Source organism: Bacteroides sp. OM05-10AA (assembly GCF_003439055.1).
Classification (GTDB): domain Bacteria; phylum Bacteroidota; class Bacteroidia; order Bacteroidales; family Bacteroidaceae; genus Bacteroides; species Bacteroides intestinigallinarum.
Genome location: NZ_QSUR01000019.1, coordinates 26,397 through 51,372 on the forward strand (window position 1 = coordinate 26,397; position 24,976 = coordinate 51,372).

Consider the following 24,976-nt stretch of genomic DNA (forward strand, 5'->3'; position numbering starts at 1 on the left):
ATCCGCGTCATTATCAGCATTTTTGTTTAGTGCAATTAATGTGATTTCGGTTTTAGTATTAGAAAGTGTTTTGAGGGTATGGTTCTCTTTACGAAAATGTATTCCGAAAGAAGATTATTTTTTGTAGATTTGTGAGACTGATAAACACAATTCCGGGAACGATGGATATTCAAGCCTTTCGAAATTATTACGATACATACTATGAACAACTTTGTTGTTTTCTCAACTTCTATACGCATGATGGAGCAGTTATAGAAGATGTTATTCAGGAGGTGTTTCTCAAACTATGGGAGAATAAAGATTGTATTGAAATAACCTATATCAAAACCTATCTTTTCCGGGCTGCCAAAAATCGGGTATTAAACTATCTTCGTGATGAGGAAAACAGGCATCAGTTGTTGGAAAACTGGTTTAATCAGCAACTGGAAGAAAGGAAATATAAAGATTGTTTTGATATGGATGCTTTAACAAAGGTGGTGAATCAGGCAATTGAACAACTTCCGGAGAAATGTAGAGAAATATTTTCCTTGAGCCGGAAGGAGGGACTTTCTTATAGACAGATTGCCGAACGTCTCGGAATTTCTGTGAAAACTGTGGAAACGCAAATAAGTATTGCACTCAAACGAATAAGAGAGATATTGTCTTCTTCTGCATTTGCATTTTTGTGGCTGTTTATTCGATAAATATTTATTCCTTAATATTGAATATCAAATGAATCAATTTTTGGCTTGTTTATCTTTAGCCGTACTTGTTACTGCTTGTGCGGAATGTGGCTCCAGTTCTGGAGTAAAAGCAGCTTTTTACGGTGTTACTCAAGACGGTGATACTGTTATCCAATATACTCTGACTAATGCTTCAGGTGCTCAAATCAAAGTAATTGACTATGGTTGTCGTATAACGAATATTATAGTGCCGGACAGAGAGGGGAAAATGGCAGATGTAGTGCTTGGATATGAGAATCTTAAAGATTACGAGATTGGAGCCGAGAGATTTTTCGGGGCTTTATTAGGGCGTTATGCCAACCGTATTGCCGGTGGTGCTTTTATGATTGACTCGATTCGGTATCAGCTATCGTGCAATGAATCTCCCAACGGATATCCGGGGCATTTGCATGGTGGTATGAAAGGATTTGATCGTGTTATGTGGAAAGCTATGCCAATCAATACTCCTGATACGCTTGGAATTGTTTTTACCCGCCGCAGTCTTGACGGAGAAGAAGGATATCCTGGTAACTTAGATTGTAAAGTCACTTATTTCTGGACTTCGGATAATACTTGGCGTATAGAATATGAGGCGGTAACCGATCTACCGACTATCGTCAATATGTCGCAACATTGCTATTTTAACCTTCAGGGGTATGACGGAGGTTCGGTGTTAAATCATATTGTGCAAATTAATGCGGATTCAGTCACGGTTAATACTCCATGGTATGTGCCGGCTTCGGTAGAAGCGGTAGCAGGAGGCCCTTTGGATTTTCGTACTCCTCACAGTTTTGCGGAACGTGCCAACTCTCCCAATGAGCATATGAAACTTATGGGTGGTTATTCTGCCAATTGGATACTTCGTGATTATAATGGAGATCTGCGTTATGCCGCAACGATCACAGAACCTCAAAGTGGACGTCGAATAGAAACTTACACAACAGAGCCCGGTTTACTGATTTATACTGGCATCGGACTCTCTGAAAAGATTGTGGCTAAAGGTGGTCCACAACAGAAATATGGTGGTTTTATATTGGAAACCATCCATCATCCGGACACGCCACATCATCCTGAATTTCCATCCTGTGTGTTACGACCTCATGAGAAATATCATTCCGTTACGGAATATAGGTTTTCTGTGCAAAAGTAATTTAATAGAGTATGCCTTGGAATTACTTATCTTTTTCCTGTAAAACTCTTATTTCTATCAAAAAAAGTGATAATTTTGGCATTAATTTGCAGATTGCCTAAATTACGAAAGATAGAATGTTAGATTTAAAGCAACTTACCACTGATGTATGCCAGATTGCTACAGAGGTTGGACATTTTTTGAAAGAAGAACGGAAGAACTTCCGTCGTGAGCGTGTGGAGGAAAAACATGCACATGATTATGTGTCTTATGTAGATAAAGAGTCAGAGGTGCGAGTGGTGAAAGCACTTGCTGCTCTACTGCCCGAAGCGGGATTCATAACAGAAGAAGGCTCTGCCACTTATCAGGACGAACCCTACTGTTGGGTCATTGATCCGTTGGATGGAACTACAAATTATATTCATGATGAGGCTCCTTATTGTGTATGTATCGCTTTACGCAATCGTACCGAACTTCTTTTAGGTGTTGTTTATGAAGTTTGCCGGGATGAATGTTTCTATGCCTGGAAAGGTGGAAAGGCTTTTATGAATGGTGAAGAAATTCATGTGTCGAGTGTTGAGGATATTCAAGATGCCTTTGTTATTACAGAATTACCTTATAATCATCTACAATATAAACAGACCGCTCTTCATCTCATCGATCAACTTTATGGAGTAGTGGGAGGTATTCGTATGAATGGTTCGGCTGCCGCTGCAATTTGCTATGTAGCTATTGGGCGTTTCGATGCGTGGATGGAAGCGTTTCTCGGAAAATGGGATTACTCCGCAGCGGCATTGATCGTCCAGCAAGCGGGAGGAAAGGTTACTAACTTCTATGGCGAAGATAACTTCATAGAAGGACATCATATTATTGCAACAAACGGAACTCTGCATTCTTTCTTTCAGAAACTTCTGGCAGAAGTCCCTCCATTGAATATGTAAGTGGTATTGCAACTTTAAAATCTCTATTATTATGAAACACACACTTCTTGTAAAAGACTGGCTTAGTTCTTTTTTATCTTTACTGTTTCCCCGTTGCTGTGTTGTTTGCGGCCGACCGTTAGCAAAGGGCGAGGAATGTATTTGTACAGTATGCAATATCAAACTACCTCGTACGAACTATCATCTTCGAAAAGATAATCCGGTAGAGCGGCTTTTCTGGGGACAAATTCCTTTGGAACGGGCTACTTCTTTTTTCTTTTATGAGAAAGGAAGTGACTTCCGGCTGATTCTTCACCGATTGAAATATGGTGGACAGAAGGAAATAGGTGCAATTATGGGACGGTATATGGCAGCAGAACTTTTATCTTCCCATTTCTTTCAAGGAATTGATGTTATAATCCCTATACCGCTTCACAAGAAAAAACAGCAAATTCGCGGTTATAACCAGAGTGAATGGATTGCCCGTGGAATCACTGCTGTAACAGGAATCCCCATAGATACAGAATCCATATTGCGTAAGAAAAATACGGAAACGCAAACACACAAATCCATACTTGAACGTCGGGATAATGTGGAAGGTATCTTTGAACTTCAACGTCCCGAAGCACTTGTCGGGAAACACATACTGATCGTTGACGATGTGTTGACCACCGGTTCTACTACGCTGGCATGTGCTTCTTGTCTGGTGAAAGTGGAGGGAATACGGATTAGTATATTGACGTTGGCAACGGTGGAATAATCTTCTTTTCGTCAGAGAATATATTTAAATTCCATTCATCTCTCCATTTTATATTTATACTATTAGTTTGGATTTTAATGGGTAGCCATATATAAAGTCCTTCAATTGGCATTTCCGGTTTCCATATATCGAACATGGCAATATAGGAATTTTTCTTTCCTTGTACAGGAATAATGAAGGATGATTGTCCCCCAAAAGTTTTTTCGGGGCCAAGTCCATTATATGGATTGACGCCATGACAGGGATTTGATTTTTCCGTATAGTCACCCGTTATTGATTTTGATGTGAATATGCGCGCGGCATTGGGCTTCCAACCGCTAGAGCCTGATCCCAGCAAATAGTAGGTACCTTTATGCTTGAAGATGGCAGGTGCTTCTGTTTCGTTAGTGATTCCCGTGACTACCTTGTACTTTCCCTGTGGGTAAGTATATTCCTTATTTAATTCACCTGCCACAAAAGCTTTATCAGGCTTGCGTACCGTGAAATGATATACTTTGCCATCATCATCTTTGTAGATACAAAAATCTCCTGAACCGTATGGAGAATCTGCTCCTAAAAACTTGTGACTGTATGTAAAGGGGCCTGTAGGAGAAATTGCCGCAGCGACTCCTAGATAACCGTATTTATAATCCTGTCCTTTGGGATAGAGTTTGAAATACATCATATATCTAGAAGTCGCCCTGTTGTATATTACTTTAGGGCGTTCGAGAATACAGCCGTCAGCAATATCACTTTTTTCATTTTTATAGTCAACGGATAATACTATTCCTTTGTCTTCCCAATGATACAAATCAGTGGATGAATAACAATGTACACCACCATCTGCTTTTTCTTTCTCAGATTTATTGGGCAGTTTGTGCTCACCATACCAATAATAGATGCCATCTACATATATAATACCACCGCCGTGTGCATTAATAGTTTTTCCATTGTTATCGACCCACACTGTTCCGGGTTTGAAGCTTTTCTTTTTCTTGTTCTGTGCCTGTATAGTATTGGAGATGACACAAATGCTCATCAGTGTGATAAGAAAATAGTAGCTTCTCATAATTCTCAATCTTTAGATATTGTTGGTTTGGACTTTCTTGTCATTAGTAATCCGAGCAGAGCAAAAACGACGCCAGTTGTGATGATAAGTTTTTGTCCGTTATCTGCCATACCACCCAATATCGCAATGCCAGCTCCGGAAGCGAAGATGCCATAACCGATTACCCGTTTGCTGAAATTATTGCCCGCTTTCTCTGTCGATTCATTTTCTTCGATTTCTTTCAATTTCCGGGCATTGTTTTCTTTATTCCATATTAAGTAAGATTGATACTTTTCCGATTCCTTGTTCTTTGCTTTATAATATATCTCAAAAATGGCCAGGCATAGGATTGGGAAAGTAACTCCAAGAATCATTTCCTCGGCACGATTGAGGGAGAAACCCATTAGTGGAGTGATGAATTTGAATAAACCATTGATAGCCAAGCTTAATAAAGTAGTCGTGATGTTGGAAGTCGCAGTCTGTCTTTTAGAGAATAGTGTCCAAATGATAGGCAGATATAAAGGAACGCCTGTCAATGCCGCCAAGCTGATAACAACGTTTACAACTCCCCCCATTTTAGGAATAAGCATGGCTATCAATATGCTGAATACTCCGAAGAGAATAGTCGAGATTCTTGCGACGTACATAAGGGTACGGTCGGAACTTTTTGGCCTTAGGTTTTTGAATATATCATTGGTGATGACTCCTGAAGCAATATTCAGCTTTGAATTCAGTGCACTGGTCGTTGCGAAAATCATGCCACCGATCATTAAGCCCAAAAGCCCGTTAGGAAGTACTTCCTTGCACATCATCAGATATGCGCCTTCTGCATCAAGTAATGAGAGCGAAGGGTCATATACTCTGTAAACCATTGGTGGAAGCATCCATAGCACTGGACTGATTATGTATAGGGCTCCAAACAAATAACCTACTTTTTGGGAATCTTTTTGTGTTTTGACGCAGGTATATCGCTGTACATATGCCCAGTTTCCACCCAGGAATATAGTATTATAGATTCCAAAAGCTACCAGGAAGCCAAAAGTATATTCATCGTTCAGAAGATTATAGAATGTGTCGGGCACTTGCTCTATTAGTGCGGTAACTCCGTTAATTTTATCGAAAGATAAAGGAACCACGATGATAACCGCTGCTGTCAGAATAACGAATTGAAGTACGTCTGTGGAAATTACTGCCCATAATCCGCCTGCAGACACATACAAAATGCATAACCCTCCTAATAATAAAATGCAAGTATTTAAAGGCAGCCCGGTGGAAACCTCTAATATTTTGGCTACTGGATACAGGAAAGATGCTGTAAGAAACACAGAGATAAATAAGAACAGGTAGGTATATATCTTCTGTGTGGACTTGCCTAATCTCTTATGTATGTATTCTGCTGCTGTGAGTGCTCCTGTTTTATGCCATTTGGGCGCGATGAGTAATCCTACAATGAAACCGGCGATCGCCATTGTCCATTGGATAGTGATTGAAACCCAGCCCATAGAATAAGCGATAGAACCCCATACGACGAATGTGCCAGCAGAGAAAAATCCCATGAACAGTGAGAGGCCGCTCATGTACCACGGCATGGTTCCGTTTGCGGCAAAGAAAGATTGCATACTTTTACCTTTTTGGGAGAAAGCCAATCCGACTAAAACAACTCCAAGGGAAAATAGTACGATAGTAATGATGTCGAGAGTAGTCATATCAAATGATTTAGTTAACAAAACAGGTTTGAAAAACATCTAAGTTGACAGCAAATATATTTTTGATTCTACAGATAAACAAACAATTCGGAATATAAATCATCGGGAACGTTACCGCAAACGTTCCCGAAATTAAACTCTTGGAGTTTTAACATTCCAATTGCCGGAATTTGATTATATTCGGGAAATTTTTTAGAGTGAGTGACAGTCTATGAGTAAACCAAGAGTGACTATCAAGGATTTAGCCAAGGAACTGAAGATTTCGACTTCTACTGTTTCCAGAGCTTTATGTGATAAATGGGATGTTAATCCAGAAACACGCAAAGCTGTTCTGGAGCTTGCAGAAAAATGGAATTATAAGCCGAATCCGATTTCTTTGAGTCTGAAACAAAGCCAGTCCATGTTTATCGGAGTGATTGTCCCTGAATTTGTCAATTCTTTCTTTTCTGAAGTAATTATGGGTATTCAGAGTGTGCTGAATCCTGAAGGATATCATGTGCTGATAATGCAATCTAATGAATCGCATGAGAATGAATTGCGGAATATGAAGGCGTTGGAAGCGCAGATGGTGGATGGTTTTCTGATTTCGGTTACCCAGGAATCGGAAAATACTAGTTACTTTTCTGACTTGATCTGGAATAATTTTCCTGTGGTTTTCTTCAATCGGATTTGTGCAGAGTTGAGTGCTCCCCATGTAGTTATTGATGATTATAAGTGGGCTTTTGCTGCAGTTGAACATTTGATACAGCAAGGGTGTAGGCGGATTGTTCATTTGGCAGGTTCTGAAGATTTGCTTATCGCGCAGAAACGCAAAAATGGATATATGGATGCCTTGCGAAAGTATGGCTTGCTGGTTGAAGAGTCTTTGATTATCGACTGCGGAATAATGATGGAGAAAGGAATCATGGCGGCTCATCAGATTCTTGAAATGGAAAAAATGCCAGATGGAATTTTTGCAGTGAACGATCCGGTGGCGATAGGAGCGATGAAAACTCTTCAGAAAAACAAGATTAGAATTCCGGAGGATATGGCAGTAGTTGGTTTTTCCGAATCTAAGGAAGCGTTTATTGTGGAACCTAATCTGACTAGTGTGGAACAACCTACTTTTGAAATGGGGCGGAATGCTGCACAATTATTATTGGAGCAAATCAAGCATAATGTCAATAATGAGGATAAAATGCTGTCGAAGTCGATTATTCTGGATGCAAAATTAAATATCAGGGAATCTTCTCTTAGAAGGACGAGTTGAAGCCTCGTTTTTTCAGATCGAATTATTTGCGGGACATAGCCTTTTTATATTAAAGAGGTATGTTCCGTTTTTCTTTTTCTTGTTTCTGAAAATAAATAAAAATACACTTTCCTTTGTTTATGGGCTTTCTAGTGAGCTCTGAAAGAGTGATTATGTTTTTTTCTTTAAATTTATTTGGAGTTTAATAAATAATCGCTATGTTTGCAAAATCTAGTAGACCAGAATAGACCAGTTGCTAAGATTGAAAACTTAGATATACCATTTAAATTGTTAACGAGAAATTAAGTATTGCACCATGAAGAACGCAGTTATTTCAAAAGCGAAGTGGTACATTAGATGCTGTAGTCTTGTGTATTTATCTATTTCCTTTTCTTCTGTAGTACATTCAGCAGAAGATGTTTCAAAAATGAACAGTGTAGCGATTGCCCAACAGGCAAAAACGCGAACGGTAGTTGGCTCGGTGATTGATTTTGAAACAGGAGAACCTATTATTGGGGCTTCTGTGGCAGTTGCTGGGAAAAGTGTGGGTACTATCAGTGATTTGGATGGGAATTTTTCTATCCGGGTAGATGGAGATAATACAAAATTAGAGATTTCTTTTATTGGGTACGAAAAACAGGCAGTAATGGTAGAGGATGGAAAGAAGCTGACTATTCGTTTGCGTGCCGTTTCAGAATTGTTAGATGAAGTGGTGATTACTGCGTATGGTTCCGGACTTCGTAAGGATTTGACAGGAGCTATTGCAAAGGCGAATGTGCAAGATATGCGTAAAGCACCGGTTTTTAACTTTGAAGAAAGTCTTGCAGGTCGTGTAGCAGGTGTACAGGTAACTTCCTCCGACGGACAGCCGGGTAGTGACTTGCAGATTGTTATCCGTGGTAATAATTCGGTAACTCAGGATAATTCCCCATTATATGTAGTGGATGGCTTTCCACTGGAAATGGCAGTGGGGAATATGCTGAACCCCGAAGAAATCGAGTCTATTGAAATATTGAAAGATGCGTCGGCTACGGCTATCTATGGTGCGAGAGGTGCGAACGGGGTAATTTTGGTAACTACAAAGAAAGGAAAAGTTAGTTCGCCTACCGTGACATATAGTGGCTGGGTAGGTGTACAACAGATTATCAAGAAGCAGGAAATGCTTGACCCTTATGAATTTGTGCGTTATCAGTTGGAAGCAGATTACAACGTTTACAGTAAGCGCTACTTGGCTGGCGAAAGGACATTGGAAGATTATCGGAATATCGAAGGTATTAACTGGCAGGACAAGGTGTATAGGGATGCTTTGGTGCATAGCCACAATATAGCTGTCAGGGGTGGTACTGAAAAGACGAGATACTCTGTTTCCGGTTCATTGGTGGATCAGCAAGGTATTATGTTGAACAGCGGTTACAAAAAATATCAAGGTCGTTTTGTATTGGATCAGACAATCACTAAGAAAATAAAAGTAGGTATTAATGCTAATTATACGTATTCGAAGAAATATGGTACCATTGTATCTGAATCGCAGACTAGTCCGACGGCAAGTTTGATGTATGCGTTGTGGGGGTACCGTCCAGTGGCAGGTGTCAATGACGGTGATTTGCTGAATGACTTGTATGATGAGACAACCGATCCGACTACTGATCTTCGTATCAACCCTCTGATGGCAGCCGAGAATGAGTATAACCCATTGTTTACTTACAATTTCATCGGTAACGCTTATTTTGAGTATAAAATTTTAAAAGACCTGACTCTCAAGATTACTGGTGGATATAATAAGATACATCAACGGAAAGAAGTCTTTTTCAACTCTAACTCTCGAGGGGGACATCGTCATACCAATAACAAGGTGAATGGTTGGATAACCAACACGGAGCGAACTAGCCTGTTGAACGAAAATACGTTGACATATGATGTTCCTTTGAAGAAGGGACATCGTCTGAAAGTGTTGGGCGGTTTCACTGTGCAGGATAATAGTACATTTATTGATGAAATCAGAGCAATCAATGTTCCTAATGAGGCGTTGGGGATCGCCGGACTGGATGAGGGTGAGCTGACGTCCGCCACTATCAGCAAGACAGCCAACGGCTTGGTTTCTTATTTAGGAAGAGCGGATTATAATTATAAGTCCAAATATCTGTTGACCGTTTCATTCCGTGCCGACGGTTCGTCGAAGTTCCCAAAAGATAACCGTTGGGCTTATTTCCCGTCTGCCTCCGCTGCTTGGGGATTTGGTGAAGAGAAATTCGTGAAAAATGTAAAATGGATTAGTAGTGGTAAGCTGAGGGCAGGTATCGGTACGACAGGTAACAATCGTGTGACGGACTATGCTGCACTGACAGCCTTACAGATAACGGCAGACTCTGGGTACAGTACAGGTAATACACCGGGTAAAGGGGTAGTGCCGAAAACGTTGGGGAATCCCAAACTAAAATGGGAGACTACCGTACAGACTAATATTGGATTGGATATGTCGTTTTGGGATAATCGGATTTCGTTGACGGCAGATTATTACTATAAGAAAACGAAAGACCTGCTGTTGAATGCTACATTGGCACCTAGTATGGGATTTTTGTCTGCTTATAGAAATGTAGGATCGGTTTCCAATTCGGGACTTGAGCTGACCATTGACACTAAAAATATACAAACGAAAGAGTTCTCATGGACTTCCAGCTTCAATATATCATTCAATCGCAACAAAGTCTTGTCATTGAACGATGATGAACCGAGTTTGGCAAGCCGTGTGAACTGGGGTAATTTCAACAATGCTTATCCTTATATTGCCATTCCGGGACATCCGATTGCTATGTTCTACGGACATATTTTTGATGGAGTTTATCAGTACACAGATTTCGATAAGGTAGGGGAATCTTATATATTGAAAGACGGTGTTCCCAATAATGGAAATGCACGTGAGAAAATTCAGCCGGGAGATATCAAATTCAAGGACATTAATCGCGATGGAGTGGTGAATGACTATGACCTGACTATTATCGGTAATCCGAATCCAAAGCATATCGGCGGATTTGGTAATAACTTTCAGTACAAGAATTTTGACTTAAACGTATTCTTTCAATGGAGCTATGGCGGTGATGTGCTGAATGCCAACCGTATTGAGTTTGAAGGTGGTGATCCGAATGCTCGTACCTCACTCAATATGTTTGCTTCGTTTGCCAACCGTTGGACTCCCGAGAACCAGACAAACGAACTCTACCGGATAGGTGGGCAAGGACCGGCTGTTTATTCGTCGCGTACTATTGAAGACGGTTCTTTCTTGCGTTTGAAAACGGTATCATTAGGATATAGATTGCCGAACGCATGGCTGAAAAAGATAAATATTAAGTCATTGAGAGTATATGCTTCTGCGCAGAACTTGATTACATGGACTAGATATTCAGGACCGGACCCGGAAGTTTCTACTCGCCCTACAGCGTTGACGCCCTCTTTCGATTGGTCTCCTTATCCAAGGCCGAGAACCTTAACACTAGGAGTTGATATTTCTTTTTAAACCTTTAAAATCAAATCGTATATATGAAGCATAATATATTGTTATGGATGACTGTATGTCTGTTAGGAACTTCCTGCTCGAACATACTTGATAAGGAACCTGATTTTGTTTCTCCTGATTATTATTATAATACGGAAAGCGAACTGTTACAGGCGTTGAACGGAGTGTATAATCGTCTGATTGACACAAACGGAAGAATGTACAGTAAGGGACTTTTTAGCTTATTTGTACTGAGTGACGAGTCTTTTTATACTAATAATTTTAATAACACTAATATCCGTGCAGGCGTAATGGACGCCGCTGATCTGGATGTCGGACGTTTCTGGGAAGTGTTGTATGAAGGAGTGAACAGAGCCAATCTTCTGTTGTATAGTGTTGAAGGTAAAGAATTGGATACCGACATGATGAAAGCAGCAAAGGGAGAGGCTCTTTTCTTGAGAGGATATTACTATTATTTGCTGACCTCTTTCTTTGGTGAAGTACCTTTGAAACTTGCTCCGACAATGTCTGCCAATGATAACTATTTGGCGAAATCGCCATTGACGGATATTTACAAACAGATTGTAAAGGATATGCAAGAGGCGGAAAAACTGGTATTGGATATTGATGCACTTGGCTATAACGAACGAATTACCAAAACGGGGGTTCAGGCTATTTTGGCAAGAGTATTTCTTAAAATGGCGGGTGAACCTCTGAAAGACGAGACGCGCTATGCGGATGCTTTGGAATATGCCAACAAGGTGATTGCTTCTACGAAGCATGAGTTGAACCCCGATTATAAACAAATCTTTATTAATCATTCGCAAGATATTAATGAAAGCAAGGAGTGTATCTGGGAAATAGGCATGTATGGTAACAAAATTGGTACGGTAGATTTGGCCGGCTCCGTAGGAGTGGAGAATGGCATTTTGTGCCGTGATGAATCAATAGGCTACTCAGGAGGTCCGATGAAGGCTTCTAAAAGACTTTATGATTCATATGGAGAAGGTGATTTGCGTAAGGACTGGAATGTAGCTCCTTATTACTATAATGTAGTGGAAGAAACAAAGGTCAATGAGGAAACACAGGAGGTGGAAGTGGTTCAGGTAACTAAGAAAGTAATGTTCTCGGCTACTCAGATATATAATCGTAACCCAGGTAAATGGAGAAGAGAGTACGAAATAGGACAAAAAGCACGTCTCTTTAATTCCACAAATTTTCCTGTTGTCCGCTACAGTGATGTCCTGCTGATGAAAGCAGAGGCAGAGAATGAAGTTAACGGTCCTACCGACGAAGCGTACGACGCAATCAACCAGGTGAGAAGAAGAGCTTATGGGAAGCCGATTCATACTGTTGATGCGACAGTGGACCTTCCCGCAGATTTGGCTAAGACGGATTTCTTGGAAGAAGTAAAAAAAGAACGGTTTAGGGAACTTTGCTTTGAGGGGATGCGTAAACTCGATCTGCTTCGTTGGGGAGAATATGTGGCTACAATGAAGGCTTTTGGTACGGAAATTTCAACGACTGCTCCGTCGGAATTCAAATATGCAAGTAGAGTAGGGCAGAATATAACGGACCGTAATGTTCTCTTCCCGATTCCGAATACGGAGATTACCGTCAACAAGCTAATGACGCAGAATGAGGGTTGGTAATTGATTTTTTATCTTTTTAAAATAATCGAACATGAAAAATATAATAAGATATTGCGGTTTGTTACTTGTGGGGCTGGTTTCCTGCATGGAAGATGAGGCTCCAAGTGTGGAACTGAACGTGGCGCTGGATAAACAAGTCTATCAGGTGGGCGAACCTGTAACTTTCAAGTTGAACGGAAATCCGGATAATATAGTGTTCTATTCGGGAGAGGTAGGGCATAATTATGCTTATAAAGAAAGATATCATGCGGATGGTGACCTGTTGGTCAAATTCAATTCTTGGGTGCGTTATGGAGATATTTATCATAATCTGAAATTCTTAGTCTCTTCTGATTTTAGTGGAATCTATGACAAGGAGAATGTGGAAGCAGCTACATGGATTGACTTGTCTGATAAGTTCCGCTTTTCAGTAGGGGATGATCAGACTCCTTCCGGGGAGGTAAATTTGAAAGAGTATGTCGGTGCGGAAGAGGATGCAAAGTTATTTGTTGCATTCCGTTATGAAGATGAACAGAAAGCACGGCAGAACAACTGGATTATTCGTTCCATCACACTTGACTGCGTTTCTGCCGAAGGGGTACGAAGCAATTTGGCTACGATGTCTACTATGGGCTGGAAGGTGGTTGATTTTGAAAATCCAGCAGTGACATGGAATGTTGCTTCTACCAGCCAGATATTAATTGATGGTGGAGCTAATCAGCCGAAGAATGTAGACTGGGTTATTTCGCAGGCTTTTGATGTCCGAAAAACAACTCCGGATACGGGCGTTGCGTTGAAGAATATCAGTACCACGATGGATGAGTATAAGTACGTATATACTAAACCGGGAATCTATGAGGTTGTATTCGAAACCACATCCGACTGGTATAATGGCAGTGAACATGCATTGACGAAACTAACTGTGGAAGTGCAAGGTAAAGTAGAAGAAGAGATTCCTGCTTCGCTGAGTGTCTTGCCGGATAAAGTGGAATGTAAGGTGGGAGAGCCTATAACGTTTAGTTTGACAGGTAATAATGCCAACAATGTAGTTTTCTATTCCGGAGAAAGTGGACATAACTTTGATTTCAGAGAAAGGTTCTATGCGGATAATGACATCTTGGTGAATTTTTCGACATGGGTGCGTTATGATGTGGATCAACTTTTAAAGTTTAAAATATCAACAGATTTTGATGGTGTGTACGAAAAGGAACATGTAGAAGCTGCTACGTGGGTTGATTTGTCAGATAAATTTGCTTTCTCGACAGGAGCAGATAAAACGCCTTCAGGTGAAGTTAGTTTGAAAGAAGCTGCTGGTGATGATCCTAATGCCCGGATATTTGTGGCTTTTCATCATAAAGATGAAGAGGAAGCTGTAGAGAAACGGAATGATTGGATTGTCAGAACGTTCGAAATGGACTTGATTTCTCCGGAAGGTTTTAGGAGTAATTTAGCGAAGATGTCTACAAAAGATTGGTGGACAGCTGTTGACTGTTTAAATCCGAACCGAAATTGGAATGTAACTCTTCAACAGTTAGTGTTAATAGGAGGTACTAATAAGCCAACTAATGACGATTGGGTTATCTCCAAACCTGTTTATATCAGAAAAGGTACCCCCGATAAAGGAGTCTCTTTAAATAGTATTACTTCCAAAGATTATACCTACACTTACAATACTCCCGGTGTTTATAAGGTTGTATTTGACTGGTATGATGGAAGTAATTATTCGCAAGTGAAATTAAATATTGAGGTAAAAGAATAACTGATAAAAATGAAAGGGATGCCAAAGAATTTCATTAACTATTTTTCAGTAGTCGTAGTTTTAAGCTTATCTATCGCTTTATCAGCCCAGGAATTGTCCGTTGTGCGATTGACTAATGAGCAACTTGAACTTGGATGGAAAAAGGGCGTTGGTGGATATACATTAGAAACGTTGAAAGTGAAGGGAACGAATGGTTGGGAGATAATGGAAATAGCTAAGTATCAGCATAATGTTTTATATGCTTCCTCAAAACCGGAAACGGCACCACAGGCACTATATGATAATACGGGAAAAGAGATTCTTTTCCCGGCTCCGCAATATCGTTATATTATACCTTCATGGCAACAGAACACAAATGCTGTTGCCATGAATAAAGCAGGAGAGAATATAGTTTTTTATCCTTCGGCAGTGAAACGTGTTTCTGATACAGAAATCTGTTTCCGATACGAAAATGAGACGATGCGGATTACGGAAAAATGGTGTATGGATTCTCTTCATCAGAATGATATAAAAGTTGATTTTATATTGCATTCCAAGAAGACAGGTTATTATTCTTTGGCAACCCCTTCGCTGGTTTCAATAGATAAATATAATTTCCAATGGGCTACCGTTCCCGGAATATTTCAGGGGAATGCTATAAATACAGACTTTGTACAAGCGTATGGCTATGGTCAGGGAATCCCTGACATACCGGTAGTGGCAAGAGAACGTACTGCTTCTACATTATCCTCACTGATAACGGATAGAAAGGGTGTGACTATTGCTGTAACAGCGGAACCTGGTACTGGCAGAGATCCTTGGCCGAAGGATAAAAAGATGCATGCGGAATGGCAACTCGGATTGTCGGTTATGAACCGGGAAGGGGAATTCTCGCCTACACTTTATCATCCTGTGTTGGGAGAGAAGAATTCATTGATGAATGTAGGGGACAGTCTTTCTTTCTCTTTCCGTTATACTATTCAGAAAGCAGATTGGTATGCTGTATTGAAACATACGATTAATGATATTTATCGTTTCACTGATTTTCTAAGGTTGAAACAGACAAAATATTCATTGACACAAAGACTTTATGATATGCACGCATATCTTACTAATGACAGCACTTCCAAATGGCATAACCTTGTATATAAGGGAGTAACAATTGGAGCACAAGACTATCTGGGTGGTGTGTATGATTCAGAAAAAGATGCCATGAAAAACTCCGATTATGGAGCTATGTGGATGTTGGCAAAGTTGACGGATGATCCTCGCTTGACACAGAAAAGACTGCCGAATGCGTTGAACTTTAAATTGATGCAACAACATGCGGAGGAAGATTTCCTTTATGGTTCCTCTGCCGGACAGTATTATTTGTATAAAAGTAAACGGTTTACCGAAGAGTGGGGACCTTATACGGAACCCATTGCAATCACTTATTATATGTTGATGGATATGGGTAATATTCTGCTTTTTGAACCGCAGCAGAAGGAATTAAAACAGCATGTCAAACTGGCTGCCGACCGTTTGTTGGAATGGATGAAGCCCAACGGACAATGGGAAGTAGCTTATGAGAATAAGACATTAAAGCCTACTTTTACTGATATTACAGATTTACGACCAACGTTTTATGGATTATTGATTGCTTACGAGATATTGAAAGATAAGAAATATCTGCAGGCAGCTATACAAGGAGCGGATTGGTATGTGGAGAACGCTGTAAAGAAAGGACATTTCCTAGGCGTTTGCGGTGATACCCGTTTTGTTCCGGATTTCGCCACAGCCCAAAGTGCACAAGCCTTATTGGAACTGTATAATGTGACGAAAAACGAAAAGTATAAGGAAGCTGCTATATCAACTGCTAAGATTTATACGGCATCGGTTTATACGCATCCTATACCGACGTCAGTAGTAAAACAAGTGAAAGGGATAGAACGAAAAGATTGGGAGATCAGTCAGGTGGGATTGAGTTTTGAGCATGGTGGAGTAGCTGGTTCTGCCAATCATCGCGGACCAATATTATTGGCTAGCCATGCCGGAATGTTCGTACGGATGTATAGGCTGACAAAAGATTCATTATTTTTGAATATGGCACGTGCGGCTGCCATAGGAAGAGATGCATTTGTGGATTTTAAAACGGGAGTCGCTTCCTATTATTGGGACTCGATGAATAATGGAGCCGGACCTTATCCACATCATGCTTGGTGGCAGGTGGGATGGATTACCGACTATTTATTGTCTGAAATATCTCTCCGTTCAAATGGCGGGATAACTTATCCGGGTGGATTCATTACTCCTAAAGTGGGCCCCCATCTAACTTATGGTTTTACGTCTGGTATGGTATTTGGTACGAAAGCCGATTTGATAATGCGTCCGGGATTATTTAAACTGGATAATCCTTATATAGAATATATGGCTGCTTTGAACGAGAAGGAGAAAACAGTTTTCCTTATCTTGCTGAATAATGATGATGAAAAGCAGACTTCTCTGATTGAAATGGATACGAAATGTTTGTTCTCTGGAAAGAAAATCCGGGTGAAGAACGTTGCTAGCTTGAATAATCAAGGTCATTCTACACTTGTAGATGGAGTGGAGAATTGGAATGTAACGATTGATGCATATGGCTTGACGGTTTTAAAGATTAAATATAAATAGGATATGAGCATAAATCACTGGATAGTAAAGAATCTTGTTTGCACCCTTTTTTTGGTGGTTGGAGGATTGAATATATATGCGCAAAAAGATAAATATTTGATTGAAGCTGAGGCTTTTCAGTTCAAAGGAAAATGGTCAACAGATAGATCGGCAGATTACATGGGGAGTGCAATGCTCCGTTTGAACGGTGGCGGAAGTCTTGATGAACAGTTTGATGCGCTTACGGTCGTCAATATAATGGAAGAAGGAGACTATAATGTATGGGTGAGGTCAGCGGATTATGATAAACTGCCGGGGACACGCTTATTCCGTTTAAGTGTGGATGAGAAACCAATGAAAGAATCTGGAAAACATGGAAAAGTCGGATTCTATTGGGAAAATGCAGGCTGTGTGCAGTTGGCAAAAAAACAGGTATTATTGCGATTGCATGATACGAAGAGGAATTTCGGCCGATGTGACGCAATCCTATTAGTAAAAGATCACTCTATCAACCCCAATGAGATGGATAGAAAAGAAGTGGGCAAATGGAGAAAAAATCCCGTTAAAATAGAGACGAAAGGTTCGGGTTTTGATAATGTGTCTACTCCGCTTTTATTATCGCCCGATGCAGAGGTGGTGGCTAATATAGAGAATCCGAATATTCGGGTGAGTTTTGTAAAAGCTGGAGCAAACAACCAGGCGATTGCCTGCCGGACAGAAATTAAGGTGAAAGGAATCTGGCGCCGTTTCTTGTCTACTATGGAAGACCATAAGGTATTTCTTATTACTGCGGAGCAAAGTCCGGTAGATAATGATAAATTCTTTCCTTCCTGGAAGAATGCGGTGTCAAAAAGTTCATTTACTGTTGGTGGAAAAGAATACACGGTACAGTCTGACGAGGATTATTTGAATCCTTATGTTGCGGGAGTGCTCAGTGAAGCTATTCCGGTGAAAGCTGTGAACAAGGACAATAACAGTATTGAAGTACAATATATTACGAAGAATGGATCTTCTATCACTGGTTACTGGACGCTGCCTGCCAAAGGCAATCATGTTGAGGTGAGATTATCTTGTCGTCCGGCTACTGATGGAATGTATAGTATGGGGCTTTCAGCTTTTCAGCCTGTGCCCCAACCGAATATGAGTAATATACTTCTTTCGCCGATGTTTCAGTATAAACGAGTTTCTTCACATCCGGTGATGATGCTTTCTTCAATGATGCAACAGCCGTTAGCTATTGCAGAATCTGCTACTCCTTTGGGTGGAGTAATGTCATCGTTTATATGTGGGGATGATAGTACTTTCCCGCAAGAATGGGGAAGTGTAGATTTTTCTCCGATGGGATTTTCCGTCAAGAATGAGCAGAATGTGGTTCAGCCGGTAGCTTTTGCTCCTGTTATGGGGATGAAGGATTCTCATGTGAAGGCAGGACAGGTGATTGAACGTAAGTTTGTGGTAGGCATACTTCCGGCAGGTTGGAATGAGGTGATAGAATATATTTCGGATCAAGTATATAAGGTAAAAGATTACAGGAAGCAAAAAGAGGTATCACTGACTGAGGCAATGTTTAATATTCTGGATTTGATGCGTAATGAAGAGTATGGCGGATGGGATGCCCATCTTAAAGGATTCTATGATATTGAAGGGGATCCGGAAACGGCTCCGACGGTAGTACATGCTGCTCCTTTGGCAATTATCGCAGCGTCTGTCCTCTCGGAAGACGAGGAGTTTTATCTGTCACGCTCTTTGCCAACAATAGAATATACATTGTCTCGGAGTGGATACAGATGGGCTACAGACCTGGTTCCAAGCGGATACAACAAGACGCTTGAGACGCTTCGGCTCAATCCTTTTAATTCCCAGTTCAATACTTCTTATTATGAAGGTTTACATCGTCTGTTAGGAGGGTTGAATCCGTGGCTGGTTTCTATTGCTTTGCCGGGGGATACATTGAGAAAAACAAAGGGATATTCTACACAAGTTCTCTCTTGGGTGCAGGCTATCTCCGCTTATAATTTGACAGGAGACGAGAAATGGAAACGGTTTGCTACTTCTACAGCCGACCGGTATATAGATTTGCAGATATATAAGAACTCATCCCAACCGGTGGGATTGATGTCTTTTTATAATACGAATGTGTATGCTCCGTGGTGGGACTTGATTGACTTGTATGAGTTGACAAAAGAAGAGAAATATTTGAAAGCGGCTCAATATGGAGCTTCTAATACCATCGCGGGAATCAGATCTTTCCCTACCGTTACAGAGGATTTACAAACGATTCATCCGGGAAACCGTTTTGATGGGAATACAAACCTGTGGTGGAAAGGAAAAGAGAAATATCGTCTGGGATTCCCCCGCGTGGCGAACGATGCGCAAGAGAAGCAAGTGCCGGAATGGCTTGTTTCACCGGTCGGACTAGGTTTTGAACAGCCTTCCACTTATTTCCTGCGGACAAAGGGAAAGCAAGTGCGTCCGGTCTTTATGAGCAACTGGGCTCCTCATCTGCTTCGTCTCTATCAATATACTCGTAAGCCTATTTACGAGACTTATGCCCGGAATGGAGTGATTGGGCGGTTTACAAATTATCCGGGATATTATGCTACAGGATATACAGATATTACTCTGTCACCAGACTTTCCTTATAAGGGTCCGGATGTAAGCTCTATCTATTATCACCATATTCCGCCCCATTTGGCATTTACATGGGATTACCTGGTGTCTGAAGCTATAGAACGTTCTAATGGGAATATTAACTTTCCATTCTGCAAGCAGGAAGGCTTTGTATGGTTTACGAACCGTATCTACGGGAATGAGAAGGGGAAAATATTTGGAGACAGCAAGGCAAAACTTTGGATAAAGAAAGGGTTGATTCAGATAGATAATCCGACAGTAAACTATCTGACTGCGGTTTCCGATAAGTATTTTTGGGTGATTTTATCCGGTGAATCTAAACAAGAAGAATCACTTACTATTCGCTTGGACAAGGTTGCCGAATTGGTTGGTCAAGGTGATATTGTACAATATACGGAGAAAGGGAAGACAGCAAAAGTAAACCGGGTTGGAAATGCGATTAAGGTATCTGTTCCGGGGAAAGGTTTCAGGGCTTTGGCGTTTCCTTTAGCTGAAACTCGCAAGGAGAATCGTTACCCTGTATTGAAAAATGGAATAAAAGTGGTTGATATGGGAGAACCTTTCGGTAAGGTGTTCTTATTCCGTATCCGTTCTCCATTCGGATGGGATTCAGTATATGGGTTTGCTGAAACTGCGCCGGCTAAGGAAAAAGAAATGTCGGTATCGGTGGTGTGTAATGGACAATCTTGTACTGTTTCTTCTTATCCCTTTGAATGGAGTTTCTATAAATTGGGAATGGACGAAAAAGCCATTGTCAAAGTAACGGTGAGTTCGAAAGGACAGGTAGATAAAACGGAGGAAATCATACTTAATTCAAAATGAAAATGATACAGATACGACAATTAGGGACTATTATTGCAGGAATGGTATTAATGACGGTATTTCCCTGCGTTTATGGACAAAGTCGCGCTGATTTGGATAAGATTGCTGCTTCGCAGGCAGGGGCCTCTCCTTTGGTGTATACAACGGCAGATAAGGAAATTCCATTGATACAACTCGGAAATTATTATGATGAGAAAGAATGTACGGTAAGAAAGGGGCTTCCTAACTTTTACTCAAAAATAAAGAAAGAGCAGGAAATTACGGTTGCTTTTATTGGTGGTAGTATAACGCAAGGAGATTATTGCTATCGTTTGCAAACTACCCGATACATGGAAAATACTTTTTCTAATACCTGTTTTAAATGGATTAATGCCGGAGTGTCTGGTACGGGTACGGATTTGGGTGCTTTCCGGATTCGGGAACAAGTATTACAGTACAAACCGGATCTTATTTTTATTGAATTTGCCGCAAATGGTGGTTATCCTGACGGAATGGAGGGAATGATCCGAAAGATTATAAAAGAGAATCCTCATACGGATATTTGTTTGATTTATACGATTTATACGAATCAGACTACTGTCTATCAGAAAGGGGATGTTCCACAAGTGATTAAAAGATTGGAAGATATTGCAACGTATTACCAACTCCCTTCTATTCATTTAGGCATGGAGGCGGCAGCACTTGAAAAGGCTGGTAAGCTACTTTGGAAAGGGACCAAAGAAGTTGCCGTTGGGAAAATTTTATTCTCTAATGACGGGGTACACCCTATCACTGATGGAGGGAACTTATATGCTTCCGCGATTGCACGAGGACTGGAGAAAATACGAAAAGAAAATAGTGCTTCGCAGGTACATATGCTTCCTGAACCGCTTTTCGGTTCGGAGTGGGAAGAAGCCGAAATGTATATCCCTTCACAGATTGCTTCTTTTGATAATTCATGGAAAGAGATTAATACATCAGTGACCCCTTCTTTAAAGAAGTTTTCTGGCTGGTTCGATACAGTGATGACTAGTAGTAAGGAAGGGTCATCATTTTCTTTTGGCTTTGAAGGAGATATGATAGGCTTATTTGATATTGGCGGTCCAGAAGTAGGGCAAGTGGAAGTTCTGATTGATGGAAAATTTGTTCGATTGAAAGAGATTAGTACTAAAGGTTTTCATCTATATGAGGCGAATGATCGTATCGGGAATTATACTTTGAATCGTTTTAATTCTTGGTGTAACAATCGTTATCGGGGGCAGTATGATGTGATAAAGTTGAAAAAAGGTATTCATCAAGTAACTATTCGAGTCTCTTCTGAGAAAGCTGACAAGAAAAAAATACTCGGTAATAAACAATGGGAGGATATAACAGCTCATCCTGAAAAGTATGATCAGTCTACAATTTATTTGGGAAGGATACTCTTACGTGGAAAACCGATTCCATGCGAACGCATAAAGGGAGTGCCTAAACTGCCACAACAACTGAAGTGGGAACAGAAAATGAAGCGTTATGAAAAGGCGGATTCCATCAATCCTCCGGCAAAAGATTTGATTCTTTTTGTGGGTAGTTCGACGATGGAGAATTGGAAAACTTTGGCAGATGATTTTCCCGGGAAGCCGGTTCTTAACCGGGGAGTTTCCGGCACGAAAACAATAGATTTGATTAATTACAAAGACCGCTTGATAAGCCCTTATCATCCTAAACAGATTTTTGTTTACGAAGGAGATAATGATATTGGTTACCAATGGACTCCGGATGAAATATTGGAGCAGATTAAGAGATTGTTCTTTATTCTCCGGAAAGAAAAACCGGAAGCGGAAATTATCTTTATTTCTATCAAACCGTCTGTGCGGAGATTGAAGGACAAAGAGAGGATCGAGCAGACAAATGCGTTGATAAAAGAGTTTGTAGAGCAACAAATGAATACTGCTTACGCAGATGTATATAATCCGATGTTTACACCAAAAGGGGAATTATTTCCGGAACATTATCGGGAGGATGGGTTACATCTGACGGCTGAAGGTTATGCAGTGTGGAAAGAGGTTATCTCCAAGTATATTAAATAACAAATAGTAGAATAGAATGATGAAGCATTTAATGATCGCTGGGATTTTGAGTTGTTTTTCTATGGGCGGCTTTGCTCAGATATATAAAGATAAAACAGCTCCTGTGGAGGACAGGACGAATGATTTGCTCCACCGCATGACATTGGAAGAAAAATTAGATTATATAGGAGGATATAAAGGCTTTTATATAAGGGGAATCGAACGTTTGGGCGTGCCCGAGATAAAGTTGACGGATGGTCCTGTCGGTACGCATAAAGATGGAAAATCGACAGCTTATCCGGCAGGGGTACTGACTGCTTCGACCTGGAACAGAGAGCTGGTGTATGAATTGGGAAAGCAATTGGGGAGAGATTCTAAAGCACGTGGTGTACATATATTATTGGGACCGGGTGTGAATATCGTTCGTTCTCCTTTGTGCGGAAGAAATTTTGAGTATTTCACGGAAGATCCATATTTGAACTCTCAGGTAGCTATAGGTTACGTAAAAGGATTGCAGGATCAGAAAGTGGTGGCTACTCTGAAACATTATGCTGCGAACAATCAGGAGTGGGACAGGAACAATGTAAGCAGTGATATTGATGAGCGTGTGTTGCATGAAATATATCTGCCTGTCTATAGAGCCGCCATTCAGGAAGCTGGTGCGGGTGCCGTTATGGATAGCTATAATCCGGTGAATGGAGTACATGCCACGCAGAATGATTATTTGAATAATCAGGTGTTGAGAAAACAATGGGGATTTGATGGAATTGTTATGAGTGACTGGTCGGCTACTTATGACGCTGTGGAGGCTGCTAATGGTGGTTTGGATTTGGAAATGCCGCGTGCCAAATGGATGAATAAGGAGAATCTGATGCCTGCGATAAAAGCTGGAAAAGTGAAGGAAGCGACTATTGACGAGAAAGTGAAGAGAATTCTGAGGATAATGTTTCGGTTCGGTTTTTTTGATAATGAACAGTTGGATAGCTCTATTCCATACAATAATCCGGAAGCGGCAAAAGTGGCATTGGAGTTGGCTAGAGAAGGTATTGTATTATTGAAGAATGAGAATGATCTACTTCCATTGAATCCTTCAAAAGTGAAGTCAGTTGCTGTGATTGGTCCTAATGCAAACTCTTATATATCGGGAGGTGGAAGTTCTTATACATTTCCGTTTCATTCTGTTTCAGTATTGGATGGGTTAAAGAATGTCGGACAGGATCTTCAGATTTCGTATGCACCCGGAGTACCTACCTTGACAGAAACAGTTGTTAATGCAATTTTTTACACAGAAGCGGGGAGTCGGATTAAAGGACTTAAAGCTGAATACTTTGATAATATTCGTTTAAAGGGAGCGCCGGCAAGAACTGTGATAGATACGATTGTTAATATAGGTAACGGCTGGCATATTGCTGCCGAAAACAAAGGTATTCCGTATGACCACTGTTCCATGCGATGGAGTGGAGTCGTACGTCCGGAGAAGACTGCTAATTACCGGTTCATAGTCAGAGGATTCGATGGGTTCCGCTTGAAGATTGGTACGGAAATGCTGATTAATGAGTGGAGAGACCAAGGAATAACGACTCGTGAGACTGTATTGGCGTTGGAGGCCGGGAAGGAATATCCTGTTGTCCTTGAATATTTTGCTAATGTGCATCCTGTTGATATTTCTTTTGGATGGAGAGAGGATAGATTGCTTTTTGATGAGGCTGTAGAGATTGCCAGGAAATCTGATGTGGCTATTGTGAACATTGGATTTAATGAAAGTAGTGAACGTGAAAGTAATGATCGTCCTTTCGAGTTGCCCGAATATCAGGATAGTTTAGTACAGTGTATTACGGCTGCCAATCCCAATACGGTTGTGTTGCTGAATGCGGGTGGAAATGTGGATATGTCAAAATGGATAGATAAAGTTCCTTCTTTGTTACATTTGTGGTATGCCGGTCAGGAGGGTGGAACGGCTGTTGCTGAAATTCTGTTTGGGAAGGTAAACCCCAGTGGGAAACTACCTATCTCTTTTGAAAAGAAATGGGAAGATAATCCGGCCTATCCATATTATTACGATGTGGATGGTGATAAGCGGGTAGAATATAAAGAGGGACTTTTTATGGGGTATAGGCATTATGATGTCAGTGAAACGAAACCTCAATTTGCATTCGGCTATGGAATGTCTTATACCACGTTTAAATACTCTGACTTACGTATAGATAGGGAAAAAGGCAGAGACTTGGTGGTTAAGATCCGGTTTACTGTAAAAAATACAGGGAAGCATGACGGAGCAGAAACAGCACAGATATATATTCGACCTATAAACCCGAAGGTTGAAAGACCTTATAAGGAGCTTAAAGGGTTTGCCAAGCATTTTATTAGGAAAAATACCGTACAAGAAATAGAAATAACGTTGGATAAGGATGCTTTTTCTTATTATAAGACGGAATTGAAAGATTTTGATTATGATGCGGGAAGTTACGAGGTGCTTGTAGGAAGTGCGTCTGACGACATCCGGTTGCGTAAGGTGATACAGATAGAAAAGTAGGT

13 protein-coding genes and 1 pseudogene are annotated in these 24,976 nt (G+C 40.7%); 12 read left to right on the forward strand and 2 right to left on the reverse strand.

Translation table 11 applies throughout. The annotated features are described in order from the left end of the window. Window positions 1–161 precede the first annotated feature (161 nt). The 4 genes from DXB58_RS15460 to DXB58_RS15475 all read left to right on the forward strand — a co-directional run bounded on the left by DXB58_RS15460 (window position 162) and on the right by DXB58_RS15475 (window position 3,510). The gene (locus tag DXB58_RS15460) at window positions 162–683 is read left to right on the forward strand and encodes an RNA polymerase sigma-70 factor (RefSeq protein ID WP_009000973.1); all 522 of its coding nucleotides are present in this window, start codon (window positions 162–164) and stop codon (window positions 681–683) included. A gap of 28 nt (window positions 684–711) precedes the next feature. Next, window positions 712–1,851 carry an aldose epimerase family protein gene (locus DXB58_RS15465; protein WP_122137479.1) on the forward strand — a complete coding sequence of 380 codons (1,140 nt, stop codon included), beginning with the start codon at window positions 712–714 and terminating at the stop codon, window positions 1,849–1,851. Window positions 1,852–1,967: 116 nt separating this feature from the next. Beyond that, entirely contained in the window at window positions 1,968–2,771 is an 804-nt protein-coding gene (locus DXB58_RS15470) for an inositol monophosphatase family protein (protein ID WP_009000971.1), read from the forward strand. Between the two features lie 31 nt (window positions 2,772–2,802). Then, the gene (locus tag DXB58_RS15475) at window positions 2,803–3,510 is read left to right on the forward strand and encodes a ComF family protein (protein ID WP_009000970.1); all 708 of its coding nucleotides are present in this window, start codon (window positions 2,803–2,805) and stop codon (window positions 3,508–3,510) included. 256 nt (window positions 3,511–3,766) lie between these two features. On the opposite strand, the pseudogene DXB58_RS15480 reads toward DXB58_RS15475, so the two are convergent. Together DXB58_RS15480 and DXB58_RS15485 are read right to left on the reverse strand one after the other, a co-directional pair. Next, window positions 3,767–4,558 (reverse strand): annotated as a pseudogene (locus tag DXB58_RS15480) (family 43 glycosylhydrolase); the annotation flags it as partial. 5 nt (window positions 4,559–4,563) lie between these two features. Continuing rightward, window positions 4,564–6,243 carry a sodium:solute symporter family protein gene (locus DXB58_RS15485; RefSeq protein WP_009000968.1) on the reverse strand — a complete coding sequence of 560 codons (1,680 nt, stop codon included), beginning with the start codon at window positions 6,241–6,243 and terminating at the stop codon, window positions 4,564–4,566. 211 nt (window positions 6,244–6,454) lie between these two features. Here DXB58_RS15485 and DXB58_RS15490 point away from each other — a divergent pair, with 211 nt between their 5' ends. The 8 genes from DXB58_RS15490 to DXB58_RS15525 all read left to right on the forward strand — a co-directional run bounded on the left by DXB58_RS15490 (window position 6,455) and on the right by DXB58_RS15525 (window position 24,974). Next, complete coding sequence (locus DXB58_RS15490) at window positions 6,455–7,492, forward strand: LacI family DNA-binding transcriptional regulator (RefSeq protein ID WP_009000967.1); 1,038 nt, start codon at window positions 6,455–6,457, stop codon at window positions 7,490–7,492. A gap of 406 nt (window positions 7,493–7,898) precedes the next feature. Further along, on the forward strand, window positions 7,899–10,982 hold the full coding sequence (locus tag DXB58_RS15495) for a TonB-dependent receptor (RefSeq protein ID WP_233527308.1): 3,084 nt from the start codon (window positions 7,899–7,901) through the stop codon (window positions 10,980–10,982). Between the two features lie 23 nt (window positions 10,983–11,005). Next, window positions 11,006–12,613, forward strand: a complete 1,608-nt coding sequence (locus DXB58_RS15500; RefSeq protein ID WP_117610755.1) for a RagB/SusD family nutrient uptake outer membrane protein — start codon at window positions 11,006–11,008, stop codon at window positions 12,611–12,613. Window positions 12,614–12,644: 31 nt separating this feature from the next. After that, window positions 12,645–14,351 carry a DUF5017 domain-containing protein gene (locus tag DXB58_RS15505; RefSeq protein WP_122137444.1) on the forward strand — a complete coding sequence of 569 codons (1,707 nt, stop codon included), beginning with the start codon at window positions 12,645–12,647 and terminating at the stop codon, window positions 14,349–14,351. 18 nt (window positions 14,352–14,369) lie between these two features. Beyond that, entirely contained in the window at window positions 14,370–16,982 is a 2,613-nt protein-coding gene (locus DXB58_RS15510) for a glycerophosphoryl diester phosphodiesterase (protein ID WP_122137480.1), read from the forward strand. Window positions 16,983–16,985: 3 nt separating this feature from the next. Then, complete coding sequence (locus tag DXB58_RS15515; protein WP_122137445.1) at window positions 16,986–20,414, forward strand: hypothetical protein; 3,429 nt, start codon at window positions 16,986–16,988, stop codon at window positions 20,412–20,414. A gap of 2 nt (window positions 20,415–20,416) precedes the next feature. Next, complete coding sequence (locus DXB58_RS15520; RefSeq protein ID WP_199487973.1) at window positions 20,417–22,462, forward strand: SGNH/GDSL hydrolase family protein; 2,046 nt, start codon at window positions 20,417–20,419, stop codon at window positions 22,460–22,462. 16 nt (window positions 22,463–22,478) lie between these two features. Continuing rightward, the gene (locus DXB58_RS15525; RefSeq protein ID WP_233527309.1) at window positions 22,479–24,974 is read left to right on the forward strand and encodes a glycoside hydrolase family 3 protein; all 2,496 of its coding nucleotides are present in this window, start codon (window positions 22,479–22,481) and stop codon (window positions 24,972–24,974) included. The last annotated feature ends 2 nt before the right edge of the window (window positions 24,975–24,976 follow it).

Excerpts from the sequence above, each read along its gene's own strand:
- DXB58_RS15475 (WP_009000970.1), top strand. The coding sequence starts at position 2,803 with ATGAAACACACACTTCTTGTAAAAGACTGGCTTAGTTCTTTTTTATCT.
- DXB58_RS15505 (WP_122137444.1), top strand. The coding sequence starts at position 12,645 with ATGAAAAATATAATAAGATATTGCGGTTTGTTACTTGTGGGGCTGGTT.
- DXB58_RS15500 (WP_117610755.1), top strand. The coding sequence starts at position 11,006 with ATGAAGCATAATATATTGTTATGGATGACTGTATGTCTGTTAGGAACT.
- DXB58_RS15525 (WP_233527309.1), top strand. The coding sequence starts at position 22,479 with ATGATGAAGCATTTAATGATCGCTGGGATTTTGAGTTGTTTTTCTATG.
- DXB58_RS15490 (WP_009000967.1), top strand. The coding sequence starts at position 6,455 with ATGAGTAAACCAAGAGTGACTATCAAGGATTTAGCCAAGGAACTGAAG.
- DXB58_RS15520 (WP_199487973.1), top strand. The coding sequence starts at position 20,417 with ATGATACAGATACGACAATTAGGGACTATTATTGCAGGAATGGTATTA.
- DXB58_RS15510 (WP_122137480.1), top strand. The coding sequence starts at position 14,370 with ATGCCAAAGAATTTCATTAACTATTTTTCAGTAGTCGTAGTTTTAAGC.
- DXB58_RS15470 (WP_009000971.1), top strand. The coding sequence starts at position 1,968 with ATGTTAGATTTAAAGCAACTTACCACTGATGTATGCCAGATTGCTACA.
- DXB58_RS15485 (WP_009000968.1), bottom strand. The coding sequence starts at position 6,243 with ATGACTACTCTCGACATCATTACTATCGTACTATTTTCCCTTGGAGTT.
- DXB58_RS15495 (WP_233527308.1), top strand. The coding sequence starts at position 7,899 with ATGAACAGTGTAGCGATTGCCCAACAGGCAAAAACGCGAACGGTAGTT.
- DXB58_RS15465 (WP_122137479.1), top strand. The coding sequence starts at position 712 with ATGAATCAATTTTTGGCTTGTTTATCTTTAGCCGTACTTGTTACTGCT.
- DXB58_RS15515 (WP_122137445.1), top strand. The coding sequence starts at position 16,986 with ATGAGCATAAATCACTGGATAGTAAAGAATCTTGTTTGCACCCTTTTT.
- DXB58_RS15460 (WP_009000973.1), top strand. The coding sequence starts at position 162 with ATGGATATTCAAGCCTTTCGAAATTATTACGATACATACTATGAACAA.